11 protein-coding genes are annotated in these 14,526 nt (G+C 73.1%); 5 read left to right on the plus strand and 6 right to left on the minus strand.

Annotated features, from left to right (window positions below; all coding sequences use genetic code 11):
• Positions 1 to 5: 5 nt before the first annotated feature.
• Positions 6 to 1,445 (plus strand): glycoside hydrolase family 3 protein, encoded by a 1,440-nt coding sequence (locus tag AB0I15_RS43645; RefSeq protein ID WP_358109991.1) that lies wholly within the window; start codon positions 6 to 8, stop codon positions 1,443 to 1,445.
• Between the two features lie 197 nt (positions 1,446 to 1,642).
• Here the strand turns inward: AB0I15_RS43645 and AB0I15_RS43650 are convergent, their stop codons facing one another.
• On the minus strand, positions 1,643 to 2,824 hold the full coding sequence (locus AB0I15_RS43650; protein WP_358109994.1) for an ROK family transcriptional regulator: 1,182 nt from the start codon (positions 2,822 to 2,824) through the stop codon (positions 1,643 to 1,645).
• Positions 2,825 to 2,913: 89 nt separating this feature from the next.
• Here AB0I15_RS43650 and AB0I15_RS43655 point away from each other — a divergent pair, with 89 nt between their 5' ends.
• Positions 2,914 to 4,767 (plus strand): endonuclease/exonuclease/phosphatase family protein, encoded by a 1,854-nt coding sequence (locus tag AB0I15_RS43655; protein ID WP_358109998.1) that lies wholly within the window; start codon positions 2,914 to 2,916, stop codon positions 4,765 to 4,767.
• A gap of 8 nt (positions 4,768 to 4,775) precedes the next feature.
• A complete protein-coding gene (locus AB0I15_RS43660; protein WP_358110001.1) occupies positions 4,776 to 5,225 on the plus strand; it encodes an Rrf2 family transcriptional regulator in 450 nt (149 codons plus the stop codon).
• 31 nt (positions 5,226 to 5,256) lie between these two features.
• Here the strand turns inward: AB0I15_RS43660 and AB0I15_RS43665 are convergent, their stop codons facing one another.
• Positions 5,257 to 7,347 (minus strand): ATPase, encoded by a 2,091-nt coding sequence (locus tag AB0I15_RS43665; RefSeq protein WP_358110004.1) that lies wholly within the window; start codon positions 7,345 to 7,347, stop codon positions 5,257 to 5,259.
• 76 nt (positions 7,348 to 7,423) lie between these two features.
• On the opposite strand from AB0I15_RS43665, the gene AB0I15_RS43670 reads away from it, so the two are divergent.
• Positions 7,424 to 8,548 (plus strand): PP2C family protein-serine/threonine phosphatase, encoded by a 1,125-nt coding sequence (locus AB0I15_RS43670; RefSeq protein ID WP_358110007.1) that lies wholly within the window; start codon positions 7,424 to 7,426, stop codon positions 8,546 to 8,548.
• Positions 8,549 to 8,551: 3 nt separating this feature from the next.
• Here the strand turns inward: AB0I15_RS43670 and AB0I15_RS43675 are convergent, their stop codons facing one another.
• Both AB0I15_RS43675 and AB0I15_RS43680 read right to left on the minus strand, forming a co-directional pair.
• The gene (locus AB0I15_RS43675) at positions 8,552 to 10,501 is read right to left on the minus strand and encodes a serine/threonine-protein kinase (RefSeq protein ID WP_358110010.1); all 1,950 of its coding nucleotides are present in this window, start codon (positions 10,499 to 10,501) and stop codon (positions 8,552 to 8,554) included.
• Entirely contained in the window at positions 10,498 to 12,408 is a 1,911-nt protein-coding gene (locus AB0I15_RS43680; protein WP_358110013.1) for a serine/threonine-protein kinase, read from the minus strand. The genes AB0I15_RS43675 and AB0I15_RS43680 overlap by 4 nt, the downstream gene beginning before the upstream one ends.
• A gap of 208 nt (positions 12,409 to 12,616) precedes the next feature.
• Here AB0I15_RS43680 and AB0I15_RS43685 point away from each other — a divergent pair, with 208 nt between their 5' ends.
• Positions 12,617 to 13,396 (plus strand): DNA-formamidopyrimidine glycosylase family protein, encoded by a 780-nt coding sequence (locus AB0I15_RS43685; RefSeq protein ID WP_358110016.1) that lies wholly within the window; start codon positions 12,617 to 12,619, stop codon positions 13,394 to 13,396.
• On the opposite strand, the gene AB0I15_RS43690 is transcribed toward AB0I15_RS43685, so the two are convergent.
• Together AB0I15_RS43690 and AB0I15_RS43695 are read right to left on the minus strand one after the other, a co-directional pair.
• On the minus strand, positions 13,393 to 13,749 hold the full coding sequence (locus AB0I15_RS43690) for a helix-turn-helix transcriptional regulator (protein ID WP_358110198.1): 357 nt from the start codon (positions 13,747 to 13,749) through the stop codon (positions 13,393 to 13,395). The two genes, AB0I15_RS43685 and AB0I15_RS43690, sit on opposite strands and share 4 nt — an antisense overlap.
• Positions 13,750 to 14,023: 274 nt before the next feature.
• Complete coding sequence (locus AB0I15_RS43695) at positions 14,024 to 14,524, minus strand: nicotinamide-nucleotide amidohydrolase family protein (protein WP_358110019.1); 501 nt, start codon at positions 14,522 to 14,524, stop codon at positions 14,024 to 14,026.
• Between the last annotated feature and the right edge of the window lie 2 nt (positions 14,525 to 14,526).

The raw sequence follows: 14,526 nt of genomic DNA on the forward strand, positions 1-14,526 counted from the left end.
GAGCCATGAGTCAGAGTGATCGGGGGCTGCGCCGCCTCGCGGCCGGCACGCTGCTCGTCGCGTTCCAGGGCACCACGGCGCCCGAATGGGTGCTGCGCGAGCTGGAGCACGGACTGGGCGGTGTCACGCTCTTCGGCTTCAACGTGGCCGACCCGGGCCAGGTGCTCGGCCTGACCGCCGCGCTACGGGGCGCCGGCGAGCCCGTCATCTCGCTCGACGAGGAGGGCGGGGACGTGACGCGGCTGGCGTACCACGTCGGCAGCCCGTACCCGGGCAACGCGGCGCTGGGGGCCGTGGACGACGTCGAGCTGACCCGCCGCGTCTACCGGGCGATCGCCTCGGAGCTGGCCGCCTGCGGCATCAACCTGGACATGGCGCCCAGCGCCGACGTCAACAGCGAGGCCGACAACCCGGTGATCGGCACCAGGTCGTTCGGCACCGACGCGGGACTCGTCGCCCGCCACACCGTGGCGGCCGTCCAGGGCCTGCAGTCGGTACGCGTGGCCGCCTGCGTCAAGCACTTCCCCGGCCACGGCGCCACCCGGGTGGACTCCCACCTGGCCGTGCCCGTCGTGGACGTGAGCCTGGAGGTGCTGCGCGAGCGGGAACTGGCGCCGTTCCAGGCGGCCATCGACGCGGGGGCCAAGTCGGTGATGACCGCGCACGTCGCGGTGCCGGCGGTGACGGGTGACACGCCCGCCACGCTGTCGGCCGCCGCACTGACCGGGCTGCTCAGGGGCGAGCTCGGTTATGACGGCGTGGTCGTCACCGACGCGCTGGACATGCACGCGATCACCAGGAGCGTGGGCCTGGCCGGAGGCGCGGTGCTGTCGCTCGCGGCCGGGTCGGACCTGCTGTGCCTGGGGCCGCTGCCGACGTACGACGACGTCCAGGCCATCATCGCGGAGATCGTCTCCGCGGTGCGCGAAGGCCGCCTGCCGCTCGCCAGGCTGGAGGAGGCGGCGGCGCGGGTGGCGGCGCTGCGTGCCTGGTTCGGGGCGCCGGAGGGGGTCGCGGCCGAGCAGAACGTGGTCGGCCTGCACGCGGCGCGCCGCGCCGTCCGCCTGACCGGCTCCGCCAAGCCCCTCGTCGAACCCCTGGTGATCGAGGTGGACACCCCGCCGACGATCGCGGTGGGCGACGTGCCGTGGGGGGTGGGACCGTGGCTGCCCGACGCGGAGATCGTCCGGGTCAAGCCCGCGGCCGCCGACGTCCCGGGCCTGCTGGCCAGAGCCGCGAACCGGTCCCTGGTCGTGGTGGTCAAGGACGCGCACCGTCACCAGGCGAGCCAGGAACTGGTCTCCGCCCTGGTGGCGGCCCGCCCGGACGCGACGGTGATCGAGATGGGCCTGCCCGTCTGGCGTCCTGACAGCGCCGCCTACATCGCCACGTACGGCGCCGCCCGAGCCAACGCCCAAGCCGCCGTAGAACTCCTGACCGCCTAACCCCACCCGGCGGCGCCACCCAGCGCCGCCTCCAGCCCCCTCCCCCGGCACCACCACCCCCACCGTCACTGGGACCACCACCCGGCACCACCACCCGCGCCACCTCTGGGAGCCGCCACCCGCGCCTCCCGAGACCTCTGCGCGGCGCCCCTCCCCCTCTCTCAAAGGGACCTGTGCGAAGTGCGGTGGGAGAGCCGCTATGGGGCGAGAAGCTCCTCACGAGCCTGGTCGAGCGCCGCCAGCACGGCTCCGCGCAGCACCGGGTTCTTGTCGGTCACCGTCGTCGTGACGACCTGGGGCCGCACCGGGCAGATCCGAGCCACGGCCTCCTCCACCCGGGACGTCAGCGCCGCACCCCCCGCGTGACCCACCTCCCCGGCCAGCACCACCAGCCCAGGGTCGAGGATCACGCACACGGCCGCGACCCCCAGAGCCAGCCGGTGCGCGATCTCGTCGAGCAGCGGCTCCCCGCTGGCCCCGGCCGCCACCGCGACCTTGACGGCCTCGGTGGCGCTCCCGGCGGCGAACCCGTAACCCTGCGCCAGCTCGGTCACCGCGTCGGCGCTCACCAGCGACTGCAACCCCCCGGCCAGCGACGGCAGCCGCCCCGGCTCGGTGCGGATGTCCTCGGGCAGTGGCACCCCCGGCACCGGCAGGTAGCCGATCTCACCCGCGCTGCCGGAGCGCCCCCGGTGCAGCCGGCCGCCGAGCATGATGGCCAGGCCCAGCCCGCGGCTGGCCCACAGCAGCACGAAGTCGTCGAGCCCCTTGGCGGCCCCGTCGGCGCGCTCGGCGATGGCGGCGAGGTTGACGTCGTTCTCGATCGTCACCTGACGCCGCAGGTCGCCGGCCAGGGCCTGGTGGATGCCCTCGTGCCAGCCGGGCAGGTCGAAGGAGAAGCGGATGTCGCCGCTGCGCGGATCGACCACGCCGGGGGTGCCGATCACCACGCCGCGCAGCCTGGAGATGCTGATCTTGGCGCTGCGGCACGCCTTGACGATCGCGCCGTGCACGAGCGAGACCGGGTCGTCGTGGCCGTTGGGCTCGACGGTGACCTCGGCGATCGTGTGGCCGTGGATGTCGGCGATCGCGGTGGAGATCAGCTCGGGCCCGACCTCGAGGCCGGCCACGTACGCGCTGGAGGGGATCACCGAGTAGAGCGCCGCGTTCGGGCCGCGCCCGCCGGCCTGCGTGCCGACCACCTCGACCAGGCCGCGCTCCTCCAGCCGGGCCAGCGTCTGCGAGGCCGTGACCTTGGACAGACCGGTCAGGTCGCCGATCTGACCGCGGGTCATGGGACCGGTGGCCAGCAACAGCTCCAGCGCGGCCCGGTCGTTGATCTCCCTGAGCAGTCTGGGCACACCAGGGCGTCGCTCCACGCTGAATCCCACCGTCAAATCGAAAAGGTTGTTGGAAGTTTAGCGCTCCGGCCCTTGCCCACGGCCGGAGGTGAACACGAGGATGCCTCATGACCACTCCGCGGCGCCCGGCCCTCATGCTCGCGCTCGGTATCGTCCTGTTGTTCGACGTCCTGCGCGTCTTCCTGCCTTCCTTGATCACGCTGTTCGGCCGTGCGGGTGATACGCCCCCGGAGCTGATGGGCCTGTACGCCGCCGCGTGGTTCATCCTGCCGTTCCTGGCCGCGTTTTCAAAGCCGCGCCATGCCCTGATCGCCGGCGCCGCCGGGCTCGTACTGGCCCGCCTGCTCCTGGAGGCCGGCATCGGCCAGCTCTACGTCTCCTCCGCCGGCGTCACGGCCGGCCTGACCTTCCTGTACGGCTGCGCCCACACGGTCCCCCGCCGCGCCGTGCCGGTCGGCATGATGAGCGGCATCTCGCTGTCGCTCCTCGTCCACCTGCTGCTGGACGGCGTCGACCTGGTCTGGCGCGGCGGCCCGCTCCCCTGGACGGCCACGCTCGCCCTGTGCGCCGCCTTCGCCGCCACCCTGCGCCGCGCTCCCCTCCTTCGCTCCTCGTCACAGCCCGAGCTCCCGGCCCGGCATGGGGACGGTGAGCCCGCCTCGGCGCGGGTCTGGTTCCTGTTCGGGCCCGCGCTGCTGCTGGCGGGCCTGGCCGCCACGTCGTGGCCGAAGCCGGAGGAGGGCCCGGCGACGGTCTGGTCGCTCACGATCTCCTACGGCCTGCTGGCGCTCACGCTGGTGGCGGCCGTCGCCCAGGCCGTCAGGCCCGCCCCCATGCCGCTCCCGCTGGTCACCGGGCTCCTGCTCGTCGTGTTCGTCGCGCTGCTCATGACGCCGGCCGCGCTCGCCGTCACCGCCGGCCTCGCGATCCTGTCCCTCGGCGCCCTGCTCGCCTGCGCCGGCGCCGGTCCGCCCGGACGGCGGCCGGGCCTGGCCCTGCTCTGCGGCGGCCTGGTGTTCCTGGTGGGCACGTTCGCCTACTACGCGGCGTACGACCTGGATCTCGGCCTGCCCAACGCCGTCGTCCCGATCGCGGCGTCCGTCCTGGTGGCGGCGGTCGCCGTGACCGGCCGGAGAGTGGGCGACCCACCGCGCGCCCCGTCCGGGGCGGCGCGGGCGGCGGTGCTCGCCATGGTCGTGACGGCCCCGCTGACCGTGGCCGCCGCCCGGCAGCCGGTGCCCGCCGTCCAGGCCACGCGGTCCGGCACCGTCACGCTGATCACGTACAACATCCGGATGGGATACGGCCTCGACGGCCGTCTGTCGCTCGACCGGATCGCCTCGTGGGCGAAGGCGCGCAAGCCCGACATCGTGCTGCTCAGCGAGGTGGACCGGGGCTGGCTGCTCAACGGCGGGCACGACGGGCTGGCCAGGATCGCCCGCGGCCTGGGCATGCGCTACCACTTCGCGCCGGCCGCCGACGGCGTGTGGGGTGACGCGCTGCTCACCAATCTCCCCGTCAAGAGCGTCCGCTCCCACCGGCTGGGCGCGCACGACTACCCGACAGGGGCGCAGGCGCAGGAGATCGTGCTGGAGGTGAACGGCGAGGAGGTCGGTGTCGTCAACACCCATCTGCAGGCGCCCGAGGGCCAGGCCCCCGAGGTCGCCGCGATCGTCCGTGGCCTCGGGGCCACCCGGCCGGTGATCCTGGCCGGCGACCTGAACCTGACCCCCGACGATCCCGGGATGCGGATCCTGCTCGACGCGGGGCTGTCGGATCCCCTGATCTCGCTCGGGAATCCGCCGACCTCGCCGGCCGACGCGCCCGTCAAACGGATCGACCACGTGCTGATCAGCAGGGGTTTGACGGCCGTTTCCGCAGAGGCGCCACGCGTTCCGTATTCGGATCACCTGCCCGTTCTGACGACCTTGCGCCTAACCAGTGTTGACCAGGAGGGATAATCGAGAACATGCGCCTTTCCGCTCGTGTCGACTACGCCCTACGTGCCGCCGCCGAACTCGCCGCGGCCGGTGCAGGCCCGACCACCGTGGGCGAGCTCGCCAAGGAGCAGGACATGCCGCCCAAATACCTCGAGAACATCCTGCTGCAGATGCGCCGAGCCGGGCTCGTGCGCGGGCAGCGGGGGCCGGAGGGTGGCTACGTGCTGGCCAGGCCCGCCACCGAGATCTCGCTGGCCGACGTGATCAGGGCCGTGGACGGACCGCTGGCCAACGTGCGGGGCGAGCGACCCGAGCACGTCGGCTACCGGGGGCCGGCCGAGTCGCTGCAGCAGGTCTGGATCGCCTTGCGGGCCACCGAGCGCGCGATCCTGGAGGAGGTCACGCTCGAGCAGGTCGCGACCGGCGCGCTCCCCGACCGTGTCCGCCAGCTCGCCTCCGACCCCGCCGCCTGGGACTGACCCGGCACCCGGCGTCGGCGCGGGCGGCATGTCAGCGGCGCGGCGCCCGGCCGCCCAGGGCGTACGCGATGCCCTCGTCCAGGTCGGCCTCCCGTCCGGCACGGAACGCGCTGTCGTAGGCGCTGTCGCCGAGCACGGCGCGGACCCGCTCCTCGCACGCCCGGCGGGCCGCCACCAGCTCCGGCAGGCCGACCTGCTGCTTGCCCAGCGTGTCCCAGATCTGCTCGGCCAGCCCCAGCATGCGGGCCGCCCGCTCCCCCTGCCCCGCCGCCACGGCGGCCGGGGCGAGCACGTCGATCGCCATCGCCATCCCCACGCTGTCGTGCAGCCGCCACTTGACCTCCAGCCCCGCCTGCGCGTACGCCTGCGCCTTCTCCGCCCGGCCCCCCGCCATCTCGGCCTGGGCGCGCAGGACGTCGCCGTACGCGCGCTGCCACCGCTCACCGTGCCGGTCGCACAGCACCCGCAGCCGTTCGTGGGTGTCGATGGCCTCCTCGAATCGGCCGGTGACCGTCTGGATGAGGCCGTAGGCGTTGAGCGCCAGCAGCGTGGTGAACGCCAGCACGGACTCGTCGGCCTCGTCGATCAGCTCCCGCGCCCGCTCGGCCGCCTGCGCGTGGTCCCCGGCGAGGAGCCTGGCGCACATGAGGGCTCCGCGCGCCGCCACGGCCGCCTCCGTGTCGCCCTGCCGCTCGGCCTCGGCCGCGCACTCGACGGCCAGCTTCTCCGACAGGACCTCCTCGCCCTGGCACATCATCGCGAACCCGCACGCCCACAGCGCCTTGTTGCGGGCCGGGCCGGGCTGGCGGTCCTGGGCCAGCGCGCGTTCCAGGTAGTGCTGTCCCTCCTTGGGGAACCCGCACGGATACCAGAAGAACCACAGCGCCCCGGCGAGCTCGAGCGCCGCGTGGCCCTCCGGGCGGGCGAGGCTGAACTGCAGCGCGGCCCGCAGGTTGTCGTGCTCGGCGGTCATCTTGTCGTACCAGGCGTACTGGTCGGGGCCGATCCACGAGGCGTCCCCCTCGCGGGCCAGCTCCAGGTAGTGGTCGCGGTGGCGGCGCCGCAGGCGCTCGTCCTGGCCCAGGTCCCGTAGCCAGATGGCGCCGAACTCGCGGATGGTGTCGAGCATTCGGTAGCGGTCGCCGGCGCCGGTGGGCTCCCAGATCAGGATCGACTTGTCCGCCAGCGACTCCAGCAACTGCGGAATCTGCCAGGTCGGCAGCCGGTCGTCGGCGCAGACCTCCTTGACCGCCGCCGGGTCGATGCCGCCGGCGAAGACCGAGGCCCGCGCCCACAGCAGCCGCTCGGCGGGCGTGCAGAGCTGGTGACTCCAGCCGATCGCGGTACGCAGGGCCTGGTGCCAGGGCGGGTCGGCCTCGTAGACCTTGCGCTCGGTGGTGCCGAGCACGTCGAACCTGTCCTCCAGCCGCTCGGCCAGCCGCTCCACGGGCAGCTCGCGCAGCCGGGCGGCGGCCAGCTCGATGGCCAGCGGCAGCCCTTCGAGCCGGCGGCACACCCGCATCACGGCGTCGTGGTTCTCCTCGGTGACCGCGAAGCCGGGGACCGCCACCGCGGCCCGGTCGGCCAGCAGCGCCACCGCGTCGCCGTCCTGCCAGTCGGGGCCGGCCGGCACCGGCAGTGGCTCCACCGGGAAGACCTGCTCCTCCCGGCAGCCCAGCGGCCGGCGGCTGGTGGCCAGCACGCGCAGCCGGGGGGCGGCGGCCAGCAGCGTCTCGACCACCGTGGCGCACGCCTCGGGCATGTGCTCGCAGGTGTCGAGCACCAGCAGCAGCTCGCGCCCGGCCAGGTACGCGGCCAGCACCTCGGTGACCGGGCGCGAGCTCTGGTCGGCCATCGGCAGCGACTCCGCGATCGCGTACGGCAGCGCGCTGCCCTCCGCCAGCGGCGAGAGCGCCACCAGCCACGCCCCGTCGGCGAAGCCCTCCTGCAGCTCGGCGGCGGCCCGCAGCGCGATCCTGGTCTTCCCGACCCCCGCCACCCCCGTGACCGTCACCAGCCGGGACCTGCCGAACAGGGACCGCAGCCCCGCCACCTCCTCGCGGCGCCCGATCAGTGTGGTGGTCTCGCTGGGCAGGTTGCCTTGCCACTGGCTTGCTTGCATGATCGTCACCTCACACGACTCGGCCTGCGCCTCAGTTTGCCGGAACCGCTCCCGCATCGTCACTAAAAGTGGCAAGGTGGCTACTCGCCAACAGATCGACACCAAGGAGCCTCCCATTCCGCGGCGATCCGTCTCCGTTCACCAGCGCCGGCTGCTGCAGGCGCTGCTGGTGGTGGAGGTCGGGGTCGCGCTGGCGGACGCCGCGTACGCGACGGTCTCCCTGTCCGCGCTGCTGCTGATCGGGCCGCTGGCCGCCGCCCACTGGCTGACGCCGGGACGCACGGCCCTGGCCGCGGCGACCGCGCTCGTGCTGGCGCTGCTGCTGCCGGCCGTGGCGGACGGCTCGGATCTGCCCCACCACGTCGTACGCGCGCTCATCGTGGCCACCGGCGGCCTGTCGGCCGTCGTGACGGCCAGGGCCCACGCCCGGCACCGCGCCGAACTGGCCCGCATGACCCGCATCGCCGAATGGGCGCTGATCCCCGCGCTCCCCGCCGAGCTGGGCGGGGTGGGGCTGGCCGCGTACACGCGGTCGGCGGCGGCCACCGCCCGCATCGGCGGCGACCTGCACGACGCCGTCGTCGTGCCCACGGGCCTGCGGCTGATCATCGGCGACGTCAAGGGCCACGGTCTCGACGCCGCTCACACCAGCGCGAGCGTGCTGGCCGCCTTCCGGCGCATCGGGGCCACGGCCCCCGACCTGGCCGCCCTGGCGCGGGAGCTCGACGCCCACATCGCCCCCGCCCTGGGGCCCGAGGATTTCGTGACGGTGCTGCTGGCCGAGTTCGTGCCCGGCGGTGTCCTGCTGGTCAACTGCGGTCATCCGGCTCCGATCCGCGTCGACAGCCGCCTGCGCGCGCTCCACCCGCCCCGCGCGTGCCGTCCGCTCGGCCTGTCGCCGGACCCGTACGTGTGGCGCGTCCGGCTGCTGCCCTCCGACCGGCTGCTGCTGTTCACCGACGGGCTGACCGAGACCCGCGACCGCGACGGCGCCGAGTTGCCCTTCGACGAGCACCTGCACGCCGCCCTGACCCAGCCCACGCTGGAGGAGTCCCTGCACGGTGTGCTCGACCTGCTGCGCGAGCACACCGCCGAGGCGCCCGCCGACGACCTGACGCTGATCCTGGCGCAGCCCGCCCCGGCTCCCGTCAGCCCGGAGGCCGCCCCCGTCCCCGACGAGGAGTCCCACCACCGGGGCTGACCCTCACCTGCGGGTGAACCAGAGCGAGATCTCCCGGACCTGGGCCGCGGGGCCGTCGGCCAGGGTGCGCACGGTGCGCCCGCCCGGATCCATCATGACCAGTTCGGCGTCGGCGCCGTGGGGCACGGTGGCCAGGAAATGCCGCTCGTCGAGCCACCCGTGGAAGCTCACGCCCTTGGCCAGCCGCGCGATGCCCTTCCGCTCGCCCGACTTCTCATCCCAGAAGCAAATATTTGCCGATTTATCGTCGCACTTGGTGGCGAAGACCGCCCCCAACGGCGTCCGCGACGCGTCCACCCTGACCAGCTCCCCCACCCCGCGCAGCACCCGCAGCGGCCTGCCCGCCAGGTCGAGCACCCGGACCGCGTCCTCCGTCCCGGCCTGCAGCAGCGCGTCGCCGTCCGCGCTCCACATGAACGCGCCCTCGCCCCCCTGCGCCCGCGTCACCGTGACCGACCGGGCCGCCGCGTCCACGATCGCGAACCCCACCGCCTTGTCGTTCTCGGTGACGGTGGCCAGCAGCCGCTTCCCGTCGCCCGACCACCGCGGGAAGAAGAGCGTGCCGGGCTTGTCGACGGTACGGATCTCACCCGCCTTGCCGGTGGTCCGGTCCCGCAGCACCAGGGTCTCGTAGCCGCTCTGGTTGACGCGGGTCACCGGCAGCGAGGCCACGTATCCGCCGCCCGGCGACGTGATGGGCTCCTGCCAGGCGCCGAAGAACTCGAACGCCCCGGTCTTCGGGTCGCGGATGTAGGAAGGGTCGCCGTTGACGCCGCGCCTGTCCACGTAGGAGGAGACCCAGACGGGGTCGGCCGGGTTCTCGTGCAGCGTGATCTTCGTGTCGGGCACCTTCACCTCCGCCGCCGAGGCGGTCGCCAGCGTCCCGGGCCGCGGCGTGGGCGGTGCGGGGGCCGCCGACGGCGCCGGGGCGGGCACAGGCGCGGGCGCGGGCCGTAACAGCAGGAACGAGACCACCGCGGCGGCCACGACGACGACCACGCCCGCGGCGGCCCAGGCCACGACCGGCCCCCGGCGGCGTACGACGGCAGGCGGCGGCACCGGCGGCACCGTGGTCCAGCCCGGTGCGGGAACCGTCGGGGTCCCGGGTGGAGCGGCCGCCTGCTGCCCCTCGGCCAGCAGCAGTCGCTCCGGGACCCGATGCCCGAGCAGCGTCAGCAGCGCCTGCGTGGCCGTCGGCCGCGCGGCGGGGTCCTTGGCCAGGCACCGGCCCACCAGTTCCCGCAGCTCGCCGTCCAGGCCGCCCAGCTCGGGCTCCCCGGACAGGATCCGGTTGATCACCGCGGGCAGCTCGCCGCTCCCGAACGGCGGCCGGCCCGCCGCCGCGGCCACGATGGTCGAACCCCAGGCGAACAGGTCGGCGGACGGCCCGGCCCCCTGCCCCGCGAACTGCTCGGGCGCCATGTACGGCGGCGTCCCCACCAGGAACTCCCCGCCCAGCTCCGTCTCCTCCAGCGCCCGCGCGATGCCGAAGTCGATCACGCGCGGCCCGTCCCGGCTGAGCAGCACGTTGCCGGGCTTGAAGTCCCGGTGGACCACGCCGGCCCGGTGGATGGCCGCCAGCGCGGTCAGCGTCCCGATCGCGAGGCGGCGCAGCTCGGCCCCCCGCAGCGTGCCGCGCTCCCGGATGACCTGCGCCAGCGAGGGCCCGTCCACATATTCGCTCACCACGTACGGGACGCCGCCGGCCTCCCCGCTGGCCAGCACCTGAGCCGTGCAGAACGCCTTGACCCGGCGCGCGTAGGCGACCTCCTGGCTGAACCGGGTCCGCGAGTCGTCGTCGTCGCCCAGCCCGGCGCCGAGCATCTTGACCGCGACCCGCCGGCCGTCCGGCAGCTCTCCCGCGTACACGACGCCCTGGCCGCCCTCACCGATTCGCCCGGTGATGCGGTAGTCGCCCACGACGACGGGGTCGCCCGCGAGAAGTGGTCTCATTTGCCCGGCACGCGTCGGAAGTCCATGGAGGCCCGCAGAGGAGTGACGTCGGCCAGCACGCGCCTGGTCGCGCCGCCGAGATCCACGATCCGCACCTCCGCCTTGCCCTTCTTGCCCGGCTCCTGCAGCAGCAGATGGTTGTCGTCGTACCAGCCGAGCACGCTGCCCTCGTCGTCGTCTCGCGGCACCGTGGCCACCCGGGCGCCCGTCCGGGCGTCCCAGACGCACACCTCCCCGGCGCCCTTCGGGCAGATCGTGGCGAACCGGTTGCCCGACGGCGTGAACCAGTCCTTGTTGCGCGGCAGGCCCACCCAGTGCATCGCCTTGGTCACCTGGCCGGTGGTGCTGTAGAAGTCGATGCCCTGGCTGGTCTTGCCGCTGTAGCCGCGGGCGACCTGGCCGTCGGGGGTGAAGGTGTAGACGAGGCTGGCGACGTCGACGAACTCCGTCTCCACGTACGTGGCCTTCCTGGTGGCCAGGTCGACGATCACGAAGCCGCCGCTGAGCTCGTTCTTGTCGTCGTCGATGACCGTGAGCAGCAGCTTGCCGCCGTCGCGCGACCACACGGGGGTCGAGGTGCGCTTCGGCTTCTTGACCGTGGGGACGCTGAAGGTCTCACCGGTGGAGATCCTGGTGAACTTGATCTGGTCCACCTCGGAGTTCTGGAACTTCAGCCACGGGTTGAGCGCCACCCAGTCGCCGCCGGGCGAGACGACCGGCTCCTCCGCCGTCGCGACCGTCTTGAAGGCGCCGCTCTTGTCCCTGGCGTAGCTGGTGAAGGGGTGCTTGACGTTCATGTACGCGGCCAGCCGTAAGACGTCGCTGGGATGCTCGTGCAGGGTGGCGCCGACGGCGGGCAGCGGCGTGTCCGTGGCCGCCTTCTCCGCCACCTTCGTGAACGGCGGCGACGTGCGCGAGGCGCTGAGAACGGGCGAGGGCGAGGGCGACGCCGTGGGGGTCGTCCGGGCCGCGACCGTGACCCCGGTGCCCGTACGGGCGTCGAGCACGGCGTACACACCGCCTCCCGACACCAGCGCCCCGGCCACGAACGCGGCGGCCAGCGGGGGCCACAGCCGCCTGCGCGGCGGGGGCACGGTCTCCGGTATGGGCGGCCCGGTGACCACCTTCCCGGTCAGGAACGACGTCTGCCCGACCAGCCGTAACAGCACCTCGCCGGCCTCGGGCCGCGCGGTGGGCTCCTTGGCCAGGCAGGAGGCGATCAGCGCGTGCAACTCGCCCAGGTCCGGCAGCGTGGGCGGGCCCTTGAGGATGCGGTCGACGGTCGCGCCCAGAGACCCGCCGTCGAAGGGTGAGGCGCCGGAGACGGCGAACGCCATGGTCGCCGCCCAGGAGAAGACGTCGGAGGCCGGTCCGGCCTCGGCCCCGCGCAGCCGCTCGGGCGCGGTGTAGGCGGGCACCTCCACCTTGCGCGTCGACACGGCCGCGGCCGCCAGGGCCCGCTCGAGCCCGAGGTCGATCAGCCTGGGGCCGTCGGGCCCCAGCAGCACGTTGCGCGGCCGGATGTCGCCGTGGACGTGCCCCGCCTGGTGGATCGCGACCAGCGCGGTGATCGTCCCGACCGCGAGCCGGTAGGACGCGACCTCGTCGAGCGCCCCCCCGGCCGCCTCCAGCGTGGGCCCGTCGACGAACTCGCTGACGACGTAGGCCCGCTCGCCCACCATCCCGGTGTCCAGCACCTGTGCCGTGCCCGCCGCCGTCACGGCCCTCAGGGGCTCGATGGCGTGCAGGAACAGCTCGGGATCCACCTCCGCCGGCAGCATCCTGACGGCCACGACCTCGCCGGTCTCCGTCCGTCCCGTGAAGACGGTCGCGCCGAGCCGTCCGGTCAACCGGTACTTCGCGACCTCGGCGGGATCTCCCGCCCGTAAATCTGTGATCTCCGGCATGCCCCGCCCAAGCCTTCCGCCAGGCCGACTCCAGATCGTCATTATGGCCCGTGAAGAGTTGTCGCGACCACGCGATGGGGCAAGCCGGTGCGCGTCCCGCAGCGGTCGGCGGGCGTGTTCCCGAAGGTCACGGGACTCATGCGGCCGGTGGTGACCGGTTCGGAACCTGCCGGATCTTCGCCGAAAAGGCGGTTCATACTATGGACAGATGCCAGAAGGAGACGCCGTCTACCGTACGGCGGCGCGGCTCAGGGGCGCGCTGGACGGCCGGGTGCTCACCCGGTCGGACTTCCGCGTCCCCCGCTACGCCACCACCGACCTCACCGGCCGCGCGGTCCTCACCACGCTCTCCCGCGGCAAGCACCTGCTCACGCGCGTCGAAGGTGATCTGACCGTCCACACCCACCTGCGCATGGAGGGGAGCTGGCAGGTCGCACCCGCCGGGCAGCGCACCCCCGGCCGCGACCAGGTGCGGCTGATCCTGGCCAACGAGCAGTGGCAGGCGGTGGGGGTCAGGCTCGGGATGGTGGATCTCGTCAAGACCGGCGACGAGGCACGACTGGTAGGCCACCTGGGGCCGGATCTGCTGGGGCCGGACTGGGACCCGGATGAGGCCGTGCGGAGGCTGCGAGGGGCGCCCGACAGGACCATCGGGGAGGCGCTGCTCGATCAGCGCAACCTGGCGGGGATCGGCACGATCTATCGCGCCGAGACCCTGTTCCTGCGCGGGATCTGGCCGTGGAAAAGGGTCGGGGAGATCGGGGATCTCAACGGGCTCGTGTCATTGGCCCAGCGACTGCTGGACGCCAACAAGGGGCATGCGGGCACGGTGACAACAGGAGATCGCCGCCCGGCGAACCAGACCTGGGTCTATGGCAGGGCGGGGAAGCCCTGTCGCCGATGCGGCACCCGCATCAGCCGCGGGGAGATGGGGGCGCGGCCACAGGAACGACTGATCCTGTGGTGTGCCGGCTGCCAGCCGCGTTAGGCAGCCACCATGTCCTTGACTTCGGGGAACACGGAGTCGGAGATCGACCCGGGAACCGTCTCGGAAAGGGACAGGCGCTCGTGCTCGGGAACATCGGCAAGCACAGGGGCAGCCTGGAGCTCCGCCAGCGCGAACTGGTCGGACACTTCACGCAACACCTGCGAAAGCGGCACTCCGAGCGCGCCGCAAATGGACGCGAGCAGCTCGGACGAGGCCTCCTTCTGGCCACGCTCCACCTCGGACAGATATCCGAGGGAAACCCGTGCAAGAGTGGACACCTCGCGTAGCGTGCGTCCCTGCCGCACCCGCAACCGCCTCAGCACGTCGCCGAGCAGCTGACGCAGCAGAATCATCTGTCGCTCCCTCCCCGGCGCGGATGTCTTCACCACGCCCCGCGCGATCGGATCGTGCCGCACATTGGTCTTCTTCGCTTCGTACATACTCCTCGCCGTCATCACTGGGCGTCGCCGCCCCTGGACCGCAGCTCGCGACTCATCAGGCCCGCCTGCCGGGCGCTCGGTGCTTGCAGTTGGCTCACGGACCTCACTCACAGCTCCACCGTACCCGTATCAACCGACACCGCGTCAGACCGTGCCTCGCTTGTTCGCTCGGGACGTAACACGGTAATCACCCGGAATGTTCCCCTATGTTCGCCTTCAGCACACCTGCCAGGAGATCGACTGCCTCGTGCACCGTCTCTACCCTGATACGTTCGCGCGACCCATGGAGTCTCAATTCCCGCGCGGAAATCTGCCCTCCGGGCCCGCTGACGGCCACATGGACGGTGCCGACGGGCTTGCCGTCCTGCGGCTCGGGCCCCGCCACCCCCGTCACGGCCAGTCCGTACGTCGCCCCGCACAGCCGCGCGACCCCGGCCGCCATGGCCGCGGCCACCTCGGGATGCACCGCCCCCTCGCGCTCCAGCAGCTCCCCCGGCACCCCCAGCAGCTCGCGCTTGAGGTCGGTCGCGTAGGAGAGCACCCCGCCCCTGAACGCCTTGGAGGAGCCCGAGACCGACGTGACCGCGGCCCCGATGAGCCCTCCGGTCAGCGACTCGGCCACCGCCAGCGTGGCGCCCTGGTCCACCAGCAACTCCAGCACGCCGGCCACGCCGTCCAGGTCGGCCATCG

Source organism: Nonomuraea sp. NPDC050643, from assembly GCF_040654715.1.
Classification (GTDB): Bacteria; Actinomycetota; Actinomycetes; order Streptosporangiales; family Streptosporangiaceae; genus Nonomuraea.

Bases quoted from the DNA above. Each gene is read 5' to 3' on its own strand.
- AB0I15_RS43685 (WP_358110016.1), top strand. From the start codon at position 12,617: ATGCCAGAAGGAGACGCCGTCTACCGTACGGCGGCGCGGCTCAGGGGC.
- AB0I15_RS43695 (WP_358110019.1), bottom strand. From the start codon at position 14,524: ATGGCCGACCTGGACGGCGTGGCCGGCGTGCTGGAGTTGCTGGTGGAC.
- AB0I15_RS43675 (WP_358110010.1), bottom strand. From the start codon at position 10,501: ATGAGACCACTTCTCGCGGGCGACCCCGTCGTCGTGGGCGACTACCGC.
- AB0I15_RS43690 (WP_358110198.1), bottom strand. From the start codon at position 13,749: ATGATTCTGCTGCGTCAGCTGCTCGGCGACGTGCTGAGGCGGTTGCGG.
- AB0I15_RS43655 (WP_358109998.1), top strand. From the start codon at position 2,914: ATGACCACTCCGCGGCGCCCGGCCCTCATGCTCGCGCTCGGTATCGTC.
- AB0I15_RS43665 (WP_358110004.1), bottom strand. From the start codon at position 7,347: ATGCAAGCAAGCCAGTGGCAAGGCAACCTGCCCAGCGAGACCACCACA.
- AB0I15_RS43660 (WP_358110001.1), top strand. From the start codon at position 4,776: ATGCGCCTTTCCGCTCGTGTCGACTACGCCCTACGTGCCGCCGCCGAA.
- AB0I15_RS43680 (WP_358110013.1), bottom strand. From the start codon at position 12,408: ATGCCGGAGATCACAGATTTACGGGCGGGAGATCCCGCCGAGGTCGCG.
- AB0I15_RS43645 (WP_358109991.1), top strand. From the start codon at position 6: ATGAGTCAGAGTGATCGGGGGCTGCGCCGCCTCGCGGCCGGCACGCTG.